Origin of the sequence: Exiguobacterium profundum (genome assembly GCF_042652865.1) — a bacterium.
Lineage (GTDB): Bacteria > Bacillota > Bacilli > Exiguobacteriales > Exiguobacteriaceae > Exiguobacterium > Exiguobacterium profundum.
The window spans coordinates 104,980-123,483 of sequence record NZ_JBHSHG010000003.1 but is presented as its reverse complement, the minus strand read 5'-3'; the positions used below and the strand labels follow the sequence as shown (position 1 = coordinate 123,483).

Below are 18,504 nucleotides of genomic sequence, written 5' to 3'. Positions count from 1 at the left end.
TTTCGGCTACGATAGACATAGCCTACAGAAATAAAGGAGAACGCATATGACTACGACTCATTTTAAATGGCTTGGCTACACAGAAGGTGTATCCTTCTTGTTATTACTGTTCATCGCGATGCCGTTGAAATATATGGCTGGTATTCCACTCGCGGTCAGTATCGTTGGTGCAGCACATGGTTTCTTATTTGTTGCGTATGTGCTCGCGGCGATGTACATGGCATGGCGCTTGCGCTGGGGATTCAAAGTTTTGACGCTTGCTGTCATGGCATCGGTTATCCCATTCGGACCATTTTTATTAGAAAAACGGGTACTCCCGTCAACAGAGAAGACATCGAACTGATTCGTTCGATGTCTTTTTTTATGATACGCGATCCATTGACTGAGCTGAATCTCGTTCTTCTCGAATGTCATGACGTATTCGGTACGTGAGGACGAACGTGCAGATGAGTAGACCCACCATACAAGCGGTGTAGAGATGGGCAACAGAGACGAGATCACTCAATACCCCGAATAGGATAAATCCAATCGGCGTAATCCCCATCGCGAGTGATTCGAGCACACCGATGACGCGCCCTAAATAGTTCGGATCCGTATTCGTTTGGAGGAACAATTGAATCGGGATGTTGACACGTACGATCAAGAAACCACTCAATAAAGCGAAGACCGCGAAAAAGAAAATTGACGTGAGGACGTTGAAGTTAAAATATAATGGAATGGCGGGTCCGACGAACAGAACGCTAAGAATGGTCAACGCGGATCGCATCGTTGCTAAGCGATGTTTGATTTTGAATAACGGTAAGGCATGAAGTAAGGAAGCGACTAAAAAACCAATGGCGACCATGCTTTCAAGGAGTCCGAATTGAAACGGGGACACACCGACTTCCTGTAACGCTGCAATCGGGAACAACACTTCCGATGCGACGAAAAAGAAATTCAAGAAGGCAGCTAGGACGGCAACTGTCCACAAGACTCTTTGTTGTTTCAAGTAAGACAGACCGGACCGTACGTCTTCCCAAGTCGATTGTTCGGTGGGTGCGACCTCTTTCTGATGAAATTTAAGTCGAGAGGCGAGAAGTGCGGCAATCATAAAGAATAGAGCTGAACTGAACAAAAAGACAGGAATCGGTATGAGTTTAAACAGGGCCCCGGCAAGAAGCGGGGTGCCGATGCTTGAAATGGAGATGATACTTTGAATGAGAGAGTTGGCGCGTTGCAGTTCATCTTCCTCAAATAAAAGAGGAATCGAACTTGATAACGTGACCGATAAGAAAGTGGAAACGATCGCTAAGAAGAATGTGATGACGTAAAAAGCGGGTGCTTCAAACGTCCAAAGTAAGCTTCCAACACCTGCGAGTAAAAATAATCCTCCGTTCAAAGACTCCATCCTAATGATGACTCGCTTTCGGTCAAGTTTGTCTGCATAAGCGCCGGCGAATGGGGATAGAAGCACACGGGGTAATGTACCTGCGAGGAGAACGAAGGCGAATTGGAGCCCAGATCCGGTCGTCGTCAACACCGTGAGTCCCGCCACAAACGTAAATAAGTTGGATGCGAATAACGACATGAATTTACCGAGCAGTAAAATTGATAGATTTGAAGAGAGAAACTTCATAGAAACACTCCTTTGCAAATTAGTTAAATGTGATTTAACATTATCATAAAGGCAACGAAGTGAATTGTAAATATAAAGTTCAATATAATTTAACTTTTTGAGGTGACATATGATTGGTGAGCGCATTAAAGCATTGCGAAAACAGAAAAAAATGACTCAGACGCAGCTGGCGGAAGGGATTGTCACAAAATCGATGCTCAGTATGATTGAGAACGGAAAAGCAGAGGCATCGATGCGCAGTTTACGAGAACTTGCCAGTCGATTAGATGTCTCGATGCAACAGTTATTGACCGATCCAAAAGAGGTCGAACTACAGTCGCTGGTGGAGAAGCTAGAATTTGAGGAGATGCAACTCATTTCACTACCGGATCAAAAAATTCGGGAAATGCTCAAGCCTTACTTACAGGAAGAAATGAACTCCGTGTGGCAAGGAAAAGCATATATGCTGTACGGTGATACGTACTTTCAAGAGGGCGAGAATGAGAGAGTACTAGCTTACTATGACCGCGCGATTGAGATTTTTGAGAAGCTAGGTGAGTCCGAAGAATTGGCGATGGGACGAATTAGCCAGGCTTATTATTTATTGATGTGGAACCGCTACGAGGAATCGATTGAACGGATTGAAGCGATAGAACTACTTGATGCAAAATATATGAAAACAAAGACACGAACTGAATATGCCATGTTAATTGTATTTAAGAATCTTCTTTGTGATGAGGATTTAGAAGGGGCAATTCGACAGCTTGAAGACGTGCTCGAGTATATGACACGGACAAGAATCTACTACCGTGCGGACGACGTGTATCGCACCATTTCGATTTGCGCGCTCTATTTGAACGATGAGAAGAAAATTCATGAGTCGTTACAAAAGGCGAAGCAATATATTCAATTCACGGAAGATCGTTTGGCTGAAATCAAAGTGGCACTTTCTGAAGCGCTCTATGCGATGGAATATCGACATGTCAAACTATTAGGAAAGAACATCAAATTGATGGAATCTCTCACGACAGATGTCGAACCATTTATAGCAGCGATTTCGATGGCGAAAGGTGTGTACTACGCTTTTCGAGGGGAAACGGAAATGGGAAGAGAGTGTTTATTGGCATTATGGGAAAACAGAGATGAGTGGAAAACACATAGCTTAGTCGATATCGCGATTTACTACGAAGGTTTATTAAGGGGAACATTGAACGGATGTGGGGATGACTGGGTGCCAGTCATCGAAGAACAAGTAGCTGAATTCCCGCAAGGACTGTTTCGCAAACGTTTAGAGACATTGCTACAACAAATCAAGGGCTGACGAATCAGCCCTTGAACGTTTGAATCAATGTTCCTTTGCCATGCTCGACTTGTACAGAAGCGTGGGCCCCATTGACGAGTGTCATCTGAGGGGGTACGTGTCCGCAATCGATATCAAAAAAGATAGGAACTTCTAACATATGATGAAGCTCCTCATATACCATTTCGACCGTATAGTCTTGATGCACAGAGGGGGCGTCACTCCGTCCAAATAGAATGCCCGACGTCTGCTCAAACCAACCGGCCCACTTCATTTGAAGAAGGGTCCTTTTTAATGCTGGGACGTTCAGCTCAGCGTTCTCAAAATACCAAAGAATTGGTTCATCGTTCAGGTGATCGCGTTGGAACGTCTTGACGTCTCCATACGGTGTCCCGATTGTATGTAAGAGCACATCGAGACATCCACCGAGCAAGCGCCCCGTTGCGTTTTGACCACCGATCGCTTTCCATTCGGTCGTCTCCGTCAGATGAAACAGATGTGGCGTCGGATTATCATGCTGCCATTCGTTTTGGAACTTCTCGGACGAGCGTTGGATGACCGTTTCGTCGGTCCGCGTCGACAATACATCGAGCCAGCGTGAACTCGTCTCGTCCCACATATCGGCACGCAAGTCGACTAAGTTTGGACCGTGGGCGGAGGCGATTCCGGTTTTTAGCGTATACACAAAAAGTAATAGGCTCGTATCCGAATAACCGAGTATCCATTTTGCGGACAAGGACTGCCACTCGATGTGATCGAGGATTTCCATTAAGAGTTCCCCACCCCAGGGCGGAACAATCAAGTCGACATTGTCATCTTGAAGTAGAGATGTCAGTTCATGTGCACGGACTCGAGCCGGAGCGGACTTCCCAGATCGTTGTTTCCACGCATTCGGAGTGAATTGCAACGTGAACCCTCGATCGGAAAATTTCTGTTCCGCTTGATGCAATAAATGGTGTAATTCTTCTGGTATACCTGACGAAGGGGCGGTGACACCAATTTGATGACCGGTTAACTGTGGATAACGAATCATGACAACCTCCTGTGGATAAGTGATATGTTCAGTAGAAAAATGGGTTATCCACATGTGGACAACTAATTAGAGCGCATCCGTTCGGCATGACGCATTCCCCATTCGTTCATCGCTTCGAGAATCGGAATCAGTGTTTTCCCGTACTCACTTAAGCGATAATCGACACGAGGTGGAACTTCTGGATAGACGGTCCGGATGACGATATCCTGTTCTTCTAAGTCGCGGAGTTGTGCGGTCAATATCTTTTGGCTGATTTTTGGTAACGCGCGTTTCAACTCACTGAAACGCAATGTATCTCCATTGATCAACACGAGGAGGATGGAATGTTTCCATTTTCCTGTAATCAGTTCGAGTGCCGTATCGACTTCACAGCTTGTTATGTTAGTCACGTCGCTCTTCCTTTCCAATAGTATCGTTGAAGTAACTATACCACCTTTTTGTGCCTACTTCTGTAACATCGACCGAGCGGGTATAGTGAAGGGGAGGTGATAATATATGAAAATCGAAAAAATCGAACTCGGTCCGGTAACGCTTCGAGTCCGTGACATTGAACAGGTGACACGATTTTACGTAGACGTGATTGGGATGAGTATTTTAGAAGAGAGCGAAGAGCTCATTACACTCGGTACGAAGGAACGTCCGCTTGTCATCTTGCACAGTGTCCCGCAAGCGAAAACCAATCCACGGGCGGCAGGCTTGTTCCATTTAGCTATTCTGTTCCCGAACCGTGTAGAGTTAGGAAGCATGTTGGCACATCTCATTGAGCGACGCATCGAAGTGGGGCAAGGCGACCATCTCGTGAGTGAAGCCTTCTACTTGAGCGATCCAGAAGGAAACGGGATTGAATTGTATGCCGACCGCCCGAAGGACCAATGGACGTACGAGGCAAACGGCCATGTGAAAATGGCGACCGAGCCTGTCGACTATGAATCGATGCTTCAAGCGGCAGCCAATCGGTCGTTTACTGGTTTACCGATCGGAACGACGATGGGGCACGTGCATTTTAAAGTACGCTCAATCGAGGCGGCGAAACGTTTTTATCATGATCGGCTTGGCTTCTCCATTACGACGGATTCTTATCCAGGCGCACTTTTCCTAGCAGCTGATGGCTACCACCATCACATCGGAACGAACGTGTGGGCCCGTCCGAGCGATCCTGTGGGAATGGAGACCGGAATCGAAGCATGGACGCTTCTCGTCAATGAAGAGACGAACCAGGCGTTAGGCGGAACATCGTCTGAATGGTCGTTGACCGATGAAGACGGGATTACCGTGCATATTAAAAGAACGAACGCTTGAGCGTTCGTTCTTTTTAACGTGCGGATGTTTTCTTCTGACCTGCGTTAAACGAGAGACGAAGTCCGCGTTTTTGATACGCTTGCTCGACTCGTTTAGGATTGAGGCTGAGCTCAAGGTGAGCTAGCTTCAAATGTTCAAGTGCCGGCACCGTGACATCGAGGCGAACGAGCTCCATATTGCGCTCTGCTTTTTTGCGTGTTCGTCTCAAGTTACGGGGCACCTCCTCTGACGTCAGTGCCGCGATCGTTTCATTTACTTGTTGTCGTTTTTCACCCTTGATGCTCAAGGCAGAATACAGCTTATCGAGCGAACCAAATCGTTTGATGAGTTGAACCGATTGGCTTTCGTCGAGCCCGGCAACTGGAGGGATTCCGTCAGAACGGTCTCCTGTCAACGCTTTGACGGCTGACAGTTGCTTCGGTTTCAATCCTTCGTATAGCGCCGCAATCTCTTCTGGTCGAATTTCTAAATGACGCTTGAGTGGCAACGGACGATTATCACGAATGTCACAGCGAGCCTGCATTTGCTGAAGCTCCTGTGTCTGTAACCAAACGGTGATTCGTGGACTGACAAGCTGTAACAAGTCTTTGTCTTTTGTCATGATGACGACAGGGGCACTGCAACTGAATTTACGGGCGATGTGGGCAATCAAGTCTTCCCCTTCATACCCTTCTACTTGGAATTGTGGGATTCCACTATCCTCAAGCAGTTGGCGCATGAGTTCCATCTGCGCTTTTAATTCAGGCGGTGTTTGACGTCTGCGACGTTTATAGCCTGGGTACAGTTCTCGACGCCATAATGTTTCACGTGAGACGTCCCAAACAACGACAAAATGAGTCGGACGATGTCTGCGTAGAATCGTCCGGATGAGGCCGGTCATTCCGATGACGGCACTCCGATCGTTTTTAGATACCTCGCGTCCTTTTTTCGTTCGGCTCGCGGCGGCACCATAATAAGCACTGGCCAGCATGGAGTTACCGTCAATCAAAAATAGTTTGCGTTCCATGCGTAACCTTCTTTCTATTTCTTTCTGTTTAAACCGAACATCTCGCCATGTTTCGGTGATGTTGTGTCATTGAGTGGGTGACACTCAAATAAGCAACATATGTGCAGTATATCACGGGAAGAGGCGAAAATATAGCGACAGTTCGGTGCAAACGAGAAAAACCCTTCTCCATATTTCGGAGAAGGGTTTAAAGAAAGCATCATTCAGATAATGGTTCTTCCTCTTCGTGAGAGGCGAGAATCAAGTCGACAAAGACGATGCGGTGGTTATCGACTTCACTGACAATCAGTTCATGGTTGCCAGGTAAAAGGAAGCGCTCGCCTGTTCGGGCATTCGCTTTTTGTGATAAAACGAATCCACCGACCGTATCGACGTCATCTTCGATTTCGATGCCGAACCGCTCTTCGAGTTCTTGCGTTAAAACGAGTCCCGAAAGGCGATAATGTTTCGGAGCGACTTCTGTAATTTCAGCCTGTTCGTCTCGATCGAACTCGTCTCGAATCTCGCCGACGATTTCTTCTAAAATGTCTTCAATCGTCAACAGTCCTGCCGTCCCGCCGTACTCATCGATGACGAGACACATCATCGTCTGCGCGTTTTGCATTTTCACCATCGCTTCTTGAAGTGGCGTGAACTCGGTGACGAGCGGCAATTGATGAATGAACGACTCGAACGGTGCATCATTTTTTGAAAGTTGAGCAGTGAAGAGCTGTTTCGCATTCACGAATCCGAGAACGTCATCGCGATCGCCATCTCGTGTGACAGGATAGCGTGTATACTGATGCTCTTCGACAACGGCAATGATTTCTTCAATCGTATCTTCTTCATCGATTGTCACCATGTTCATTCGTGGGACCATGGCATCTTTGGCGATCCGTTCGTCAAAGGAGAAGATATTTTGTACATAAGCCAACTCGTTTTCATTGATCTCACCGCTACGGAAACTTTCCGTCATGATGATTTTCAGTTCTTCTTCCGAGTGTGCCGTTTCTTGCGCTGTCGTCTGTACCCCGAATAAGCGAAGTGTGATTCGAGCCATACTGTTCAAGGCCCGAATAAACGGATAGAAAATTTTTGTGAAGACGTAGAGCGGACGTGCGACGAGGAGCGTCAGTTTTTCCGCTTCATGAACTGCAAGTGTCTTTGGCACGAGTTCACCGATGACGACATGGACGAACGCAATCAATAAGAAGGCAATCAAAAACGACAAGAATGTCACGAGAGATGGCGATATGTTCAATTGTTCGACCAGAGTGTGGATATACGCTTCGATTTGATCGGCACCAATCCATCCAAGGCCGAGTGCAGAAAGCGTGATTCCGAACTGAGAGGCAGAAAGGGAGTCGTCGATATTCTCGATGACTTTTTTCGCGCTGACCGCTCTCTTATTTCCTTCGAGCACGAGCTGGTCGAGTCGAGCGCCACGCACTTTCACAATTGAAAATTCGGCTGCCACAAAAAAGGCAGTCAAAAAGATTAAAAGTGCAACGACGAGTAAGCTGAGTAACATGGGACTGTCCAACAATTCCCCCAAAAATCGGGGAGTCACCTCCATTGAGTATAAGATCAAACGTCTTTCAGGCGTTTCCTGAAAACGAATAGTTTGTTTCAGTATAGTTGATTTGTTTCAAATATTCAAAATGCAGCCAATCATGTTTGATGAAGAGGGGAATGCGGGAACTAAACCCGAGAAGATGAAGGAGGAATTGACATGGCAAACTATCCAGAGTTAAAAGGCAAAGTCGCGGTCATCACGGGCAGCTCGAAGGGGCTCGGTCGTGCCATCGGGGAGCGTTACGCAAAAGAAGGGATGAGCGTTGTCCTGAATTACCGCAACAGTGAAAAAGAGATGGAAGAAGTCATCCGTGGAATCGAGGCAGCTGGCGGGAAGGCTGTCGCCGTGAAAGGAGACGTCGCGGAGGAAGGACTCGCGGAGAAGATGATTGAAAAAGCCATCTCTGAGTTTGGGAAGATGGATATTTTCGTGAATAATGCCGGCGTACAAGTCGAGGCAAAAACACATGAGATGGAGTTTGATAACTGGAAGCAGATTATCGACGTCAACTTGAACGGGACGTTCCTTGGTGTTCGTGCTGCTTTAAAATACTTCGTTGAGAATGAAATCGAGGGGAACATTATCAATATGTCTTCTGTTCACGAAGTCATCCCGCGTCCGGGGTATACACATTACGCAGCCAGCAAGGGTGGCGTGAAAATGTTCACGAAATCCGTCGCGCTTGAGTATGCTCCAAACCATATTCGTGTCAATGCAATCGCACCTGGGGCGATTGATACACCAATCAACGAAGAGACGATGAGCGACCCGGAAGAGAAGAAGGGATTAGAAGCGCTCATCCCATCTCACGTCATCGGGAAGCCGGAACAAATCGCAGCCGTTGCCGCTTGGCTCGCGTCGGATGAGTCGTCCTATGTGACGGGGACAACCATCTTTGCGGACGGTGGGCTTTCGCTCTATCCGTCATTTGGTCCAGAGAACAAAGTCCAATAAACAAGAGGGTGCGATGATGCACCCTCTTTTCGTTTAGCTACTCATTTGATTGGTCATATCCGACTTGGGAAGGCTGACAGTGAACATAGAGCCTTTGCCGATGTTTGAGGTAGCGTGAATCGTTCCACCGTGACCTTCAGCGATTTCTTTACAAATCGCGAGACCGAGACCGGTCCCTCCGATTTTTCGACTGGCGGAATTGTCGACGCGATAAAACTTGTCAAACAATTTTGGTAGCGCGGTTTGGGGAATCCCGATACCGTGATCTTCAATTGAAATGTCAATCCAATCCGGTCGTTCACATGTGACACGGACATGGATTTCGCCACCCCGAGGCGAATACTTCACAGCGTTGTGCAGTAGGTTCATGAAGAGTTGATTGAGTCGCGTCCGGTCTCCGTATACATAGACGTCTTCCGTGCAATCAAACGTGATGTGATGATGTTGGCTTGAGCCTTGATGCACCGAGATCGCTTGCTCAAGAATAGCGGACAGACGCTCTGGTTCGTTATGGTACGTCTGTTGTCCAGACTCCATCCGTTGTACATCGAGCAAGTTCGAAATCAAGTCTTCAAGACGCAATGTCTCTTGATGAATCATTCCTAAATATTTTTCGGAACGTTCAGATGAAAGATTTCGGAAACGAAGGAGTTCAGTGAATCCAATGATACTTGTGAGCGGAGTCCGGAGTTCGTGAGAGACGGTCGAAACGAGTTCGGTTTTCAGACGGTCGACTTCGGTCTCGTGCGTCACGTCACGGAAAACGAGCATCGTTCCATGACGTGTTCCTCGCAAGTAAATCTTCTCCGCATACATTTGAATAAAGCGCTCTTCCTGATTCATCGAGAACGTGACGCTCTCTTCTTTACACTGTCCATCGAATGAACGTTCCATGAACGCGAAAAAGGCATCCTTTTGGTCGACCTGCAGTCCGAGCTCCTCAAGGCTAGCGTCTAAACGATATAAATCGACTTCATTTCGCTTCGTAATCGGTTGATTGAATAAGACGAACAACGCTTGGTTCGCTACTTTTTCGCTTGTTGCGTGTTCGACATAGATGACGGCATCGCGAATCGAGTGCAGAAGGCGCGCTGTCTTCTCACGCTCCTCTTCAATCCGATAGCGTTGTGTCGTGAGAGATGTAGCCATCTGTCGGAACGATGTTGTCAATTGCCCGACTTCATTTTTAGATTGGGCTGCCGCCGGTGTGATTGGCTGTCGTTCTCCGGCAAGGCGCTTACTGTTTTCGATCAACTCCTGCAGTTGACCAGTTAAGCGTCTCACATATGGACGGGCGACGATAAAGAGAATGAAGAGAACACCGAGTAAAGAGAGGAGCCAAAGAGCTTGTGCCCACTTCGTATGGGTCGCAAGCTGAGCACGGAGCGCATCCTCTTCTGCGTTCAGTGAGTTCCGATATTCCGTGAAGACGCTCTCCATATCGACGATGCTCGCGCTCATATCTGCGGCACTTTTTGAGTTGATTTTAAATTTACGGTCTGCCGGCGGCTCTTTTTGAGGGTTTACCTTCCCGAGCGTTGGCATTTTTAAAAAGGGTTCGGTCACACTTCCGTCCCGTTTTCCTTCTACATAACGTTCAAGGCTCGGCATGACGCGTTCTTGATAAGCGACAAACAGCGTACGGGCATCGCTCGCATACGTTTTTTCCTTATCGGTTACGGCGTTCTGTTCGAACCAAGTCGTCTGTTCGTCAATCAAAACTTGTTTATCTTGTACGCGCTCTAGCATCGCATCGTCTCCGAGGAGTACGTAGCCGCGCATTTCATATTGCATCGACTGCCATGTCTCGAACAATTCGGTCGCATTTGTGCGCCGTTCACTGATGTTCTCGAGCGATGACGTCGTCTGTTCGATTTGGTTTTCCGTATACACATATACGGCAAGTGATGTGAGGAGGATCAGTCCGATGAATAAATAGAAGACGAATAAAAATTGTCTTCCGATCCGCTGGTCAATCCATGACTTCATAAAGACCGTTCCTTCCTAGAATGATGAACATTCCGACTGTGACAAATATCCTACGAGTGTCGTTCTTTTATTGTACAGATTCACCTCCTCAGAAGCTAGATATTGAGAAATCAGGGGAATGAATACTATTGTTTATTGAATAGTAGTGATTGATGTGCTATTGTTCTATGTATAGTAGGGGGTGGGATCATGAATCCTCAATTCAAGAAGGGCGTACTCAATCTTTGTGTGCTGGCGCTTGTAGCGGAACAAGACCGCTACGGCTATGAACTCGTCCAAGCGATTTCGGCCAAAGTAGCCATTTCAGAAGGTGCGGTCTATCCGTTGTTGCGTCGGCTGACGACAGAGGGCTATTTCACAACGTATTTAATGGAATCTGGAGAGGGCCCTCCACGGAAGTACTATCAGATTACGGAACAAGGACGAATACATTTGACTGAGTTGCGAACGGAATGGAACGTATTCACGAACGGTGTCAATGACTTAATCCGAGGGGGAGACGACAGATGAATGAAGAACAGTACTTGTCAGAGCTCGAACAATTATTGATGAACGTGAAGGTGAAAGATCGGCTTGATATTTTACGAGACGTATCGGAATATTTCACGAGTGGTCGATTAGAAGGAAGAAGTGACGAAGAATTGGCACGTGAATTAGGGGAACCGAACATACTCGCATCGGAATTGCTCGCCTCTGTCGATATTGAAGAATCGGTCTCGACGCGACCGCCTGCGGTGGTCAAAAGTTCGAACGTAGCCTTCCAAAGCGTCCTCATTCAAGTTCAACATGCGCAGGTGTTCGTGACACCATCACAAGATGGGTACGCTTATGCGACACTTGAAACAGAGACCGACCATGGGGTAGTCATGGATATCGTCGGGGACACGTTAGAAATCCGGATTGAATCCGAACGTCGTTTCGGTCTTTCGGACCTGTTTTCATGGTTTGGGTCAAAGGCACCTGTACTTCGGGTTGAATTGCCTCATCACGCCTATCATCAGATTCAATTGAAAAATCGTCACGGTTCGAGTGATGTACAAGATCTCCAAGCGGAACGGTTCCACGTGGAGAGTGAGAACGGTCGAATCGTCGCACATCACATTCAAGCACGTCATGGTGTCCTGCGCACATCGAACGGAAAAGTGCTCGCATCAAGCTGTCACGGTCACGATTGGGAGCTTCATTCCTCAAACGGTCGTGTCGAAGCGAAACATTCTCAGCTCGAGCGGATCAACATCCATTCCTCGAACGGTCGAATCGATGTCGATCACGTCACGGGAGCGGTCGATGCCAAAACTTCTAATGGACGGATAGACTGTTCCGTACAAGCGATTCAAGCACCGATTCGCTTGAAGACGAACAATGGGAAGATTGACTTACATGTCGATGAACGTCCGGAAGATGTGACGATTCGTGCGAAGTCACGAAATGGGAAAGTTGATGTGTTTGGAGAGCGGTCGAAAGAGTGCGTATTTGGAGACGGATCGATTGAAGTGAAATTAACGAGCTCAAATGGGAGCGTCACCGTATCAGGATGAACATAGCCCCTCCATCGATCGATGGAGGGGCTATACTTATAAATCATGTACCAACACATAGGCGACTCGAACAGGACCATGAACGCCGACGATGAGGTTCATCTCGATGTCGGCCGAGTTCGACGGACCAGAGATGAAATTGACACCGTTCGGGGAATGGAGACCGTCTCGGTCGAGTGTGGCGAGTTGTTGTGCTGTTTGCGTCATACGTGGAACAAGGACAGATTTCGGGATGATTGCGATATGGTCTTGCGGTAACAGACTGATCGTCCGTGATCTACCAGGCTTCGCATATTGGACGATTGTCGCACTTTCCGCAAATGCCGCATCCGCAATCGTGATGCCGATGTCCGCTCGAGTGGCCAGCTCTCGACTCGCTTCGGGTTGTGACGAATCCCACCAATCAAACGTCTCACTTGTTGCAGGTGCCCAAGCGGAAATTCGCTCATCGTTTTCTGCGAGAATCCGTGCGCCATGATAGCGTTCAATCAAGAGGCGAAGCGTATCATCAAGCTTCGCAGATTCACATTCCACCAAATCGGTATGGATTCGGGTCGCGACCATGCGGAACGTCTCGAGCAGCTCTTCTTCACTCGCGCCTTTCAACACCTCATCTTGCGGACGATGTGTATATTCCCGTTTTGGCGGCGTGAGCTTGACCTCACGACCGAGTTGCTTGGCGATTCGTTGTAGAAAGTCCTCACGGTTTGTGATTGTACCAGGATTCATCAGGCATTCCCCCGTTTCTTGAACCAATCTCGGACGGTCTGTTTGTTCGGCTGCGGCAAGTCTTTCGAGTCCGTCCAAGCCGGTAGCCCTTTCTCAATCTGACCCGAGGTGGCGAACGGTGATGTCGCAAACGGTGCGACATGTTCTGCTGTTTCGAATAAGAATGGGCTCGAAGCGGTGACGGCAAATCCTTTCATCGCAATCCGCTCCACGAAAGGTGATTGCTTTTTCTCCTCTACGATGACGCGTCGATGTTCAATCAACAGCTCATGCAGCGGAATCTTTACAGGACACGCCTCCGTACAAGCGCCACAGAGACTCGACGCATAGGGGAGTTCTTTATAGTTCTCGTATCCGTCAAGAAGCGGAGCCAAGACGGCACCAATCGGACCTGGATAGATTGACCCGTACGCGTGACCACCGATATGGCGATAGACGGGACAGACGTTGATACAGGCCGCGCAGCGGATGCATTGCAACACCGATTGGAACTGTGTCCCGAGAATACCAGAACGCTTGTTGTCGACGATGACAAGGTGGAACTCTTCTGGTCCATCGACTTCACCGACCGCGCGCGTCCCGGCAAATGTCGTGATGTATGACGTGAGTCGCTGACCGACCGCGCTTCGACAAAGCATGTTGACGAGCACCTCGAACTCTTCATAAGACGGGACGACGCGTTCCATGCCCATGACAGAGATGACCGTATCAGGAAGCGACGTCACCATGCGTCCGTTCCCTTCATTGGTCACAAGCCCGACGGCTCCACTCTCTGCGATGGCGAAATTACAGCCGGTGATGCCGACTTCTGCCTTCAAAAAGTCTTTGCGCAGTTCTTGACGCGCATAACGACCGAGTTCAGTCGGATCGTTTGAACCGGTATAGCCGTGAGCAGTGAACGTCTCATGGACAGCGTTGCGGTCTTTATGCAGAGCCGGGGCGACAATGTGAGACGGTGGGTCTTCGTCGAGTTGCAAAATCCATTCCCCAAGGTCGGACTCGACGACGGTACATCCTTCTTCCTGAAGTGCTTCGTTCAAGCCGATTTCTTCCGTGACCATCGATTTCGATTTCACGACATGTTTGGCTTGCTTCGACCGAACGACTTCCCGGATGTAGCGGTTCGCTTCTTCCGGTGTCTCCGCGAAAAAGACGCTTCCACCACGTTTTGAGACATTCTCGCTCAATTGATATAAGTAATAATCCAGATGTTCCAGCACATGTTGACGAATTTCTTCCGAATGGTCGCGAAACGATTCCCAGTCCCCGAGTTCACCTGCAGCATTTAACCGGCCATCCCGTAGACGGTTTTGAGCCGAACTGACGGCCTGCCGCATGAACGCATCTTCGATTCCATCTTTTCGTCGATCTTGAAACTTCTCATCCAATCGAATCCCCATGCTCATGCTTGCTTCACTCCTTCGTTCAAGACTTCGGCAATATGCATCACTTTAATCGGATGTCCCTGTTTATGAAGACGTCCGCCGATGTTCATCAGACATGACGCATCCGCTCCGATCAACACCTCTGCGCCTGACTGTAAGATGGAATCGACTTTTTCATCTACCATTTGTACCGACACGTCTGGCATCTTGACGGAGAACGTCCCGCCGAACCCACAACAGTTATGTACGTTCGCGAGGGGAACCATCGTCAGTCCATCGACGTTTCCGAGCAACTTACCGGGAGCCGCTTCGATTCCGAGGAGGCGAGTCATATGACAAGACGCGTGATAGGTCGCTTTGGCGGGAAACTTGGCACCGACATCTGTGACTTCGAGCACATCGACGATGAACTGCGTCAGTTCGAACGTTTTGGCGGCGTGCGCTTCAGCGCGAGGACCCCATACTGGATCATCTTGGAACAAATGAGGGTAGTCGCGCATCATCATGACACACGACCCCGATGGTCCGACGATATATTCTGCATCTGCTTGTTCAAACGTTTCAATCATGTGCTTGGCAACCTTTTTCGTCTCCTCATGATAGCCGCTGTTGTAGGCAGGCTGCCCACAGCATGTCTGCTCAAAGGGGAACGTCACCTCGCACCCTAAATGTTCGAGTAGTTCGACTGTCGCTTGTCCGACGGATGGAAACAACGTATCAGATAAACAAGTGACGAATAAAGCTACATTCGGCATAGCCATTCCTTCTTTCTTCTGATGATAGCGATTTCAACGTCATTATTTCATAAAGCGTAGGAAAGTTACAGAAAAATGGGGAGAAAAACTGATTTATTTGTAAAATCCTGTCTAATTGATAACGTATCTCACTGAACAGATATTCATCTCTTTTCTGATATAAAACAGCTAAGGAGAACGTATAACAGAAAAAGATCCTCGACACATGACGAGGATCTTCTGTCTAACTTATAGGAAGAACATTTCCAAGATGAAGAGTGCGCCGAACAAGTAGATGAGCGGGTGAACCGTCTCTTTGTTCATCGCTTTGAAGATCGGGTACAAGATGAACCCGAAGGCGATGCCGCGTTCGATGCTTCCTGACAAAGGCATGATCAAAATCGTCATGAAAGCCGGGAAGTATTCGCTGAAGTCGCTCCAGTCGATGTACCGGACATTCGTCAACATGAGTGCACCGACGATAATCAAGGCGGGAGCTGTGATTGCCGCTACGCCAGAAATGGCGCCGATAAGTGGGCTGAAGAAGAGTGTCAATCCGAATAAACCGGCGACGACGGCCGTCGTGAGACCTGTACGTCCACCTTGCGCGACACCGGCAGCAGACTCGATGTATGCCGTAGACGGGCTCGTTCCGACGAGTGATCCACCCATTGTGGCAAGTGAATCGGCAAAGAGTGCACGGTGACCATTCTCAATTGTTCCATCTTCTTTTAAGAGACCTGCCTGTTTTCCGACACCGACAAGCGTACCTGTCGTATCAAAAAGAGTGACGAGGAAGAACGAGAGGACAGCACCGAACAAACCGTATTGAATGACATCACTAAATGCCGTCACGGGGTTAACCATGAGTCCTTCCGGAAGTGTTGGCATCGCCGTGACACCATCGATTTTTAAGATATCCATGAAGTATGCTGCAATCCCCGTGAGTACCATCCCGATGAGTAAAGAACCGGGTACGTTTCGTGAAAAGAGGAGTGCCGAGACGATCAAACCACCGAGTACAAGTAGTACTTCTGGAGAAGACACGTCACCGAGACGTACCAAGTTCGCTTCATCAGCAACAATTAAGCCTGATAATTTTAATCCGAGTGAAGCGATGAAAAGACCGATCCCGGTCGTGATGGCATGCTTCAACGAAGTTGGAATCGCTTGAATCAACTTCGTCCGAATTGGAGAGAGCGACAAAATCAAGAAGAAGACGGACGAGACGAAGACAACACCGAGCGCGGCAGACGGCGCAATCTGTTCTTGGGCGACGAGCGTGTAAGCAAAAAATGCGTTGAGCCCCATTCCTGGCGCCACGGCGATTGGTAAGTTCGCATAAAACGCCATCAAGCCAGTTCCGATGAGGATGGCAATGATTGTCGCCGTGAAAGCTTGTGCGAATGGGATCCCAGCATCAGATAGAATCGCCGGGTTGACGACAGAGATGTATGCCATTGTCACGAACGTTGTGATCCCAGCAATCACTTCTTGTTTAACATTCGTTCCATGTTGTTTCAATTGAAAGATATTCATCGATAAAACTCCTTATTTCGGTCTATTTCCGAACATTAATTGAAAAAAATGATTAAATTAACGTTATCAACTTGATGACTATACAAAAATGTTTGATTCCCGTCAATTGTTTTACGTGAAAAACATGAAAAATTAGGAACAATAGTAAAAAATGTTCGGAAATAAACTTTTTTAAAAAGAAGCTTGCTCTGAAACGCGTTTCAGAAGATACGGTATAGACAAAGGGAGGGGAACCGATATGAAACCGACAACGTGGAAGACATGGTGCAGTGGAATCGTATACGAGCTCGTCATCAATCAGTTGTATACACCGTTTGGGAAAATGTTGTGTACCCGTTTCCGTGAAGAGTTTCTTCACTTGCCGTTAGAAGAGCGCTTCCGTCTCGTTCAGGCGATCCGTTGTCAAGTCGTCGAAAGAGGTGACAGTCAGCAAGCAGAGTGGGTACACTATATGCAAAGACTGACAAGTTGAGGTGAGATGAATGGCAAACATTCGAGATATCGCAAAGCACGCTGACGTTTCGGTGACGACGGTCTCACGCGTCCTGAACGAGCATCCGTACGTATCGAAAGAAAAACGGACCCGTGTTCATGAAGCGATGAAAGAGCTCGGGTATTTGCGGAATCAACAGGCGTTAACGTTGTCGACAGGGAAGACGCAACGAATTGTCGTGATCCTACCTTATATGGATCACCCGTATTACGGTCTCTTCGTCAATGGACTCGCCAAGGCGGCGCTCGAGCACGATTACCGGCTCGTCATGTGGCAGACGGAGTATAAATTGAGCGAGGAACGACAAGCACTCAATTTATTGAAGCATCGTGAAGTCGATGGGGCGATTGTCTTGTCTCACGAGATGTCCTTTAAGGAAATGGAGGCATACCGCGCGTACGGGCCAATCGCTGTGGCGACCGTCGGTGCACCGGAGACGATTTCGTCCATCCATGTCGATCATTACGCGTCGTTCGTATCAGGTATTCATGTCTTGAAGGAACATGGATATGAAGAGATTGGAATCATCTTGTCAAGAAGCCATAGTCCGAGTTCCCTTGCGCGTCAGCAAGCCTATTTCGATGAAGTAGCGCATGCGCGTGAGCAATGGATTTGGACGGGCTATTTGACGAGTGAGGACGGTATTCGGCTAGCTGAAACGTTCCTCTCTCAAAAAGAGCGTCCTCGAGCGCTCTTTTTCTCGTCTGATTATGTCGCCCTCGGATTTTTAGGAGAGATGCAACGGCGAGACATCAAGATTCCTCAGGAAGTCGCCATGCTAGGCTTTGACGGACATCCGATCGGTCATGCATTCGGACTGTCGACGATGCTCTCACCGAATGAAGAAATCGGGCGACGCTTATTTGAAACGACGCTCGCTGAAATGAGCGGTGCTCAACCGGAAACGCATGGCATGACGGTGAGCTATCAAGTTGGCACAACACTTTAGGCAACTTCCTCGCTCGACTCTTTTGAAACGTTTAGAATGAAAGGAGTAGTCGAGAGGAGGAGATGTTATGAAGATTCAAGTAACAGAAGAAGCGCTCCAATGGTTCAAACAAGAGATGGAAGTTGAAGCAGGTCAAACGGTTCGTTTGTTTGCAAAATATGGGGGTTCGACAGACTTGACGCACGGTTTTTCTGTCGGGGTCATCACAGAAGATGTGAACAATGCTGCTGTTGAGACAGAGGCAGATGGGATTCGCTTCGTTGTGGCAGAACAAGACGAATGGTTATTCCAAGGACAAGACGTGAAGGTCGAGCTCCGCGGAGAAGAAATCGTCTTCGTGCAGGCCTGACGTTTCAGTTTGTTTACGTTTGATGAAATGTCGTTTGACGAAATCGAGCTAGGGGAAC

General features: G+C 48.1%; 19 protein-coding genes. 9 read left to right on the top strand and 10 right to left on the bottom strand.

Features of this window, described 5'->3' with window-relative positions; translation table 11 throughout:
- The first annotated feature begins 46 nt into the window (after window positions 1-46).
- Window positions 47-343: a DUF3817 domain-containing protein gene (locus tag ACFO4U_RS11370; protein ID WP_159563308.1), complete on the top strand. Its 297-nt coding sequence runs from the start codon at window positions 47-49 to the stop codon at window positions 341-343.
- A gap of 18 nt (window positions 344-361) precedes the next feature.
- Here ACFO4U_RS11370 and ACFO4U_RS11365 read toward each other — a convergent pair whose 3' ends face one another.
- The gene (locus ACFO4U_RS11365) at window positions 362-1,615 is read right to left on the bottom strand and encodes an MFS transporter (protein ID WP_215244266.1); all 1,254 of its coding nucleotides are present in this window, start codon (window positions 1,613-1,615) and stop codon (window positions 362-364) included.
- A gap of 109 nt (window positions 1,616-1,724) precedes the next feature.
- On the opposite strand from ACFO4U_RS11365, the gene ACFO4U_RS11360 reads away from it, so the two are divergent.
- On the top strand, window positions 1,725-2,915 hold the full coding sequence (locus ACFO4U_RS11360; RefSeq protein WP_214691330.1) for a helix-turn-helix domain-containing protein: 1,191 nt from the start codon (window positions 1,725-1,727) through the stop codon (window positions 2,913-2,915).
- Between the two features lie 4 nt (window positions 2,916-2,919).
- On the opposite strand, the gene ACFO4U_RS11355 is transcribed toward ACFO4U_RS11360, so the two are convergent.
- The gene (locus tag ACFO4U_RS11355) at window positions 2,920-3,927 is read right to left on the bottom strand and encodes a S66 family peptidase (protein ID WP_215244267.1); all 1,008 of its coding nucleotides are present in this window, start codon (window positions 3,925-3,927) and stop codon (window positions 2,920-2,922) included.
- A 62-nt stretch (window positions 3,928-3,989) separates the two neighbouring features.
- Window positions 3,990-4,316: a winged helix-turn-helix transcriptional regulator gene (locus ACFO4U_RS11350; RefSeq protein ID WP_015880434.1), complete on the bottom strand. Its 327-nt coding sequence runs from the start codon at window positions 4,314-4,316 to the stop codon at window positions 3,990-3,992.
- 106 nt (window positions 4,317-4,422) lie between these two features.
- Here ACFO4U_RS11350 and ACFO4U_RS11345 point away from each other — a divergent pair, with 106 nt between their 5' ends.
- The gene (locus ACFO4U_RS11345; protein ID WP_159563312.1) at window positions 4,423-5,226 is read left to right on the top strand and encodes a VOC family protein; all 804 of its coding nucleotides are present in this window, start codon (window positions 4,423-4,425) and stop codon (window positions 5,224-5,226) included.
- A 13-nt stretch (window positions 5,227-5,239) separates the two neighbouring features.
- Here the strand turns inward: ACFO4U_RS11345 and ACFO4U_RS11340 are convergent, their stop codons facing one another.
- Window positions 5,240-6,232 (bottom strand): 5'-3' exonuclease, encoded by a 993-nt coding sequence (locus ACFO4U_RS11340; protein WP_031424353.1) that lies wholly within the window; start codon window positions 6,230-6,232, stop codon window positions 5,240-5,242.
- A 199-nt stretch (window positions 6,233-6,431) separates the two neighbouring features.
- Complete coding sequence (locus ACFO4U_RS11335) at window positions 6,432-7,754, bottom strand: hemolysin family protein (RefSeq protein ID WP_236548961.1); 1,323 nt, start codon at window positions 7,752-7,754, stop codon at window positions 6,432-6,434.
- A gap of 189 nt (window positions 7,755-7,943) precedes the next feature.
- On the opposite strand from ACFO4U_RS11335, the gene ACFO4U_RS11330 reads away from it, so the two are divergent.
- Window positions 7,944-8,741 carry a glucose 1-dehydrogenase gene (locus ACFO4U_RS11330; RefSeq protein WP_215244268.1) on the top strand — a complete coding sequence of 266 codons (798 nt, stop codon included), beginning with the start codon at window positions 7,944-7,946 and terminating at the stop codon, window positions 8,739-8,741.
- Between the two features lie 33 nt (window positions 8,742-8,774).
- Here ACFO4U_RS11330 and ACFO4U_RS11325 read toward each other — a convergent pair whose 3' ends face one another.
- On the bottom strand, window positions 8,775-10,730 hold the full coding sequence (locus tag ACFO4U_RS11325) for an ATP-binding protein (RefSeq protein WP_215244269.1): 1,956 nt from the start codon (window positions 10,728-10,730) through the stop codon (window positions 8,775-8,777).
- 189 nt (window positions 10,731-10,919) lie between these two features.
- Between ACFO4U_RS11325 and ACFO4U_RS11320 the strand changes: the two genes are divergently transcribed.
- Together ACFO4U_RS11320 and ACFO4U_RS11315 are read left to right on the top strand one after the other, a co-directional pair.
- The gene (locus tag ACFO4U_RS11320; protein ID WP_214784287.1) at window positions 10,920-11,240 is read left to right on the top strand and encodes a PadR family transcriptional regulator; all 321 of its coding nucleotides are present in this window, start codon (window positions 10,920-10,922) and stop codon (window positions 11,238-11,240) included.
- Window positions 11,237-12,268 (top strand): DUF4097 family beta strand repeat-containing protein, encoded by a 1,032-nt coding sequence (locus ACFO4U_RS11315; protein WP_215244270.1) that lies wholly within the window; start codon window positions 11,237-11,239, stop codon window positions 12,266-12,268. Before ACFO4U_RS11320 ends, ACFO4U_RS11315 begins: the two co-directional genes overlap by 4 nt.
- Window positions 12,269-12,304: 36 nt before the next feature.
- On the opposite strand, the gene ACFO4U_RS11310 is transcribed toward ACFO4U_RS11315, so the two are convergent.
- From ACFO4U_RS11310 to ACFO4U_RS11295, 4 genes are all read right to left on the bottom strand, one after another.
- Window positions 12,305-12,997, bottom strand: coding sequence for a LutC/YkgG family protein (locus tag ACFO4U_RS11310; RefSeq protein ID WP_211781906.1), 693 nt, complete (start codon window positions 12,995-12,997; stop codon window positions 12,305-12,307).
- Window positions 12,997-14,397, bottom strand: coding sequence for a LutB/LldF family L-lactate oxidation iron-sulfur protein (locus ACFO4U_RS11305; protein WP_276551144.1), 1,401 nt, complete (start codon window positions 14,395-14,397; stop codon window positions 12,997-12,999). Before ACFO4U_RS11305 ends, ACFO4U_RS11310 begins: the two co-directional genes overlap by 1 nt.
- Before the next feature lie 2 nt (window positions 14,398-14,399).
- A complete protein-coding gene (locus tag ACFO4U_RS11300) occupies window positions 14,400-15,137 on the bottom strand; it encodes a (Fe-S)-binding protein (RefSeq protein WP_074034994.1) in 738 nt (245 codons plus the stop codon).
- Window positions 15,138-15,365: 228 nt separating this feature from the next.
- Entirely contained in the window at window positions 15,366-16,649 is a 1,284-nt protein-coding gene (locus tag ACFO4U_RS11295) for an NCS2 family permease (RefSeq protein ID WP_215244311.1), read from the bottom strand.
- A 244-nt stretch (window positions 16,650-16,893) separates the two neighbouring features.
- On the opposite strand from ACFO4U_RS11295, the gene ACFO4U_RS11290 reads away from it, so the two are divergent.
- The 3 genes from ACFO4U_RS11290 (at window position 16,894) to ACFO4U_RS11280 (ending at window position 18,446) form a co-directional block, all read left to right on the top strand.
- Complete coding sequence (locus tag ACFO4U_RS11290; RefSeq protein WP_026824564.1) at window positions 16,894-17,127, top strand: hypothetical protein; 234 nt, start codon at window positions 16,894-16,896, stop codon at window positions 17,125-17,127.
- A gap of 10 nt (window positions 17,128-17,137) precedes the next feature.
- Window positions 17,138-18,097, top strand: coding sequence for a LacI family DNA-binding transcriptional regulator (locus ACFO4U_RS11285; RefSeq protein WP_215244272.1), 960 nt, complete (start codon window positions 17,138-17,140; stop codon window positions 18,095-18,097).
- A 67-nt stretch (window positions 18,098-18,164) separates the two neighbouring features.
- On the top strand, window positions 18,165-18,446 hold the full coding sequence (locus ACFO4U_RS11280; RefSeq protein ID WP_159563320.1) for a HesB/YadR/YfhF family protein: 282 nt from the start codon (window positions 18,165-18,167) through the stop codon (window positions 18,444-18,446).
- Window positions 18,447-18,504: the final 58 nt, after the last annotated feature.

What these genes read in the sequence shown, in the direction of transcription:
- ACFO4U_RS11355 (WP_215244267.1), bottom strand. Translation starts at nt 3,927, where the DNA reads ATGATTCGTTATCCACAGTTAACCGGTCATCAAATTGGTGTCACCGCC.
- ACFO4U_RS11315 (WP_215244270.1), top strand. Translation starts at nt 11,237, where the DNA reads ATGAATGAAGAACAGTACTTGTCAGAGCTCGAACAATTATTGATGAAC.
- ACFO4U_RS11305 (WP_276551144.1), bottom strand. Translation starts at nt 14,397, where the DNA reads ATGGGGATTCGATTGGATGAGAAGTTTCAAGATCGACGAAAAGATGGA.
- ACFO4U_RS11310 (WP_211781906.1), bottom strand. Translation starts at nt 12,997, where the DNA reads ATGAATCCTGGTACAATCACAAACCGTGAGGACTTTCTACAACGAATC.
- ACFO4U_RS11370 (WP_159563308.1), top strand. Translation starts at nt 47, where the DNA reads ATGACTACGACTCATTTTAAATGGCTTGGCTACACAGAAGGTGTATCC.
- ACFO4U_RS11340 (WP_031424353.1), bottom strand. Translation starts at nt 6,232, where the DNA reads ATGGAACGCAAACTATTTTTGATTGACGGTAACTCCATGCTGGCCAGT.
- ACFO4U_RS11320 (WP_214784287.1), top strand. Translation starts at nt 10,920, where the DNA reads ATGAATCCTCAATTCAAGAAGGGCGTACTCAATCTTTGTGTGCTGGCG.
- ACFO4U_RS11360 (WP_214691330.1), top strand. Translation starts at nt 1,725, where the DNA reads ATGATTGGTGAGCGCATTAAAGCATTGCGAAAACAGAAAAAAATGACT.
- ACFO4U_RS11290 (WP_026824564.1), top strand. Translation starts at nt 16,894, where the DNA reads ATGAAACCGACAACGTGGAAGACATGGTGCAGTGGAATCGTATACGAG.
- ACFO4U_RS11330 (WP_215244268.1), top strand. Translation starts at nt 7,944, where the DNA reads ATGGCAAACTATCCAGAGTTAAAAGGCAAAGTCGCGGTCATCACGGGC.
- ACFO4U_RS11345 (WP_159563312.1), top strand. Translation starts at nt 4,423, where the DNA reads ATGAAAATCGAAAAAATCGAACTCGGTCCGGTAACGCTTCGAGTCCGT.
- ACFO4U_RS11300 (WP_074034994.1), bottom strand. Translation starts at nt 15,137, where the DNA reads ATGCCGAATGTAGCTTTATTCGTCACTTGTTTATCTGATACGTTGTTT.
- ACFO4U_RS11325 (WP_215244269.1), bottom strand. Translation starts at nt 10,730, where the DNA reads ATGAAGTCATGGATTGACCAGCGGATCGGAAGACAATTTTTATTCGTC.
- ACFO4U_RS11280 (WP_159563320.1), top strand. Translation starts at nt 18,165, where the DNA reads ATGAAGATTCAAGTAACAGAAGAAGCGCTCCAATGGTTCAAACAAGAG.
- ACFO4U_RS11285 (WP_215244272.1), top strand. Translation starts at nt 17,138, where the DNA reads ATGGCAAACATTCGAGATATCGCAAAGCACGCTGACGTTTCGGTGACG.
- ACFO4U_RS11365 (WP_215244266.1), bottom strand. Translation starts at nt 1,615, where the DNA reads ATGAAGTTTCTCTCTTCAAATCTATCAATTTTACTGCTCGGTAAATTC.